Source organism: Bacteroides sp. CAG:189 (assembly GCF_000432295.1).
GTDB classification, from domain to species: domain Bacteria; phylum Bacteroidota; class Bacteroidia; order Bacteroidales; family Bacteroidaceae; genus Bacteroides; species Bacteroides salyersiae.
Genome location: NZ_HF991093.1, coordinates 1 through 1,365, shown reverse-complemented (window position 1 = coordinate 1,365; position 1,365 = coordinate 1). Strand labels below are relative to the sequence as shown.

Annotated in this window: 1 protein-coding gene and 1 pseudogene; both read left to right on the top strand. The window is 31.6% G+C overall.

Translation table 11 applies throughout. The features are described from left to right. Positions 1 to 112: 112 nt before the first annotated feature. Positions 113 to 916 (top strand): polysaccharide biosynthesis/export family protein, encoded by an 804-nt coding sequence (locus QVP90_RS13310; protein WP_021936701.1) that lies wholly within the window; start codon positions 113 to 115, stop codon positions 914 to 916. An 11-nt stretch (positions 917 to 927) separates the two neighbouring features. Beyond that, positions 928 to 1,365, top strand: a pseudogene (locus QVP90_RS13305) (GumC family protein); the annotation flags it as partial.

The following is a 1,365-nucleotide window of genomic DNA, read 5'->3' as shown; positions in this document are numbered from 1 at the left end:
ATATTTTAGCTATTTGATCAGCCCAACATAATAAAGCATTCTGTTTTACCGTTAATAATAAGGATTAAATTAAAGTTTTCAATAAATACGAATAAAATTTATAAACAATCAAATGAAAGTAAAGATCATTAGTGCTGCCATCGGGATAGCCTTACTTAGTTCCTGTAAGACAACCAATCAGATTACATATTTTCAAGATATTAACAGCTATTCACCAGAGCTGTTACAAGAAAAAAACATAGATTATGAAGCAAAGATATGCAAAGATGACCAACTGTCCATATTTGTATCTAGTGTTGACCCTAATGCGGTAGCAGCGTTCAATTTACCATTAACGAGTTACCTTGCGGCAGGAGAGAAAGATGTAGTAACAACTCCGACAGTTCAGACTTATTTAGTTGACAGTAAAGGAGATATTAATTTTCCAATATTAGGGAGAATACAAGTAACGGGTATGAGTAGAAGCGAATTAGCCAATTATTTGCAAACTAAAATTTCAGCTTATGCAAAGTCGCCATTAGTTACTGTCCAAATTCTCAATTTTAAAATATCGGTATTAGGTGAAGTAAACTCTCCTGGCACCAGACAAGTGAATAATGAGCGGATAAGCATACTTGATGCCATTGGTATGGCAGGTGATTTGACTATTTATGGAGAGCGAAAAAATATATTACTGATCCGTGACAACAACGGCAAAAAAGAGTTTCATCGCTTTGATTTAACTGCAACTGATTTATTGGAATCCCCTTATTTTTATTTGCAACAAAACGATATAGTCTACGTAGAGCCTAATAAAGCTCGAAGAGGAAATGCTAAATATAGTCAAAGCGATCAGTTTAACGTTTCTGTAGTTTCCACTATTATAGGTGGAATATCTGTATTTGTATCATTAGCCATAGCCTTACTTGTTAAATAAATAACACTGTCATGAATAAAAAAATTTCAAACAATAATGTTCCCTTAAACATAAATTCTATCCTAAAAATGGGACTACGTTATTGGTACATATTTATCATTTCCGGAATCATTAGTGTAGGAATAGGAGGAATATATTTTAAGATGTCAAGACCTGTTCTTAAATTTATGGCAAATATTATAATTAAAGAAGAAGGAGGGAACAAATCTGCTATATCTACTATGATGCTGAAAAGTTTTCCTTTCGGCAATTTGGGAAGTGTGAAAGTAAATGATGAACTATTATTATTAAATACTTTTACAACTTATAGAGAAGCCGTAAAGCAACTAAATTTGAATACGACTTACACTATTAAGAAATTTCCTAAAAATATATATTGCTACAATAATGAGCCAGTAGAAATTAAGCCAATAGCAAATATTGCAGATACATTAAAAAGTATTTTATAT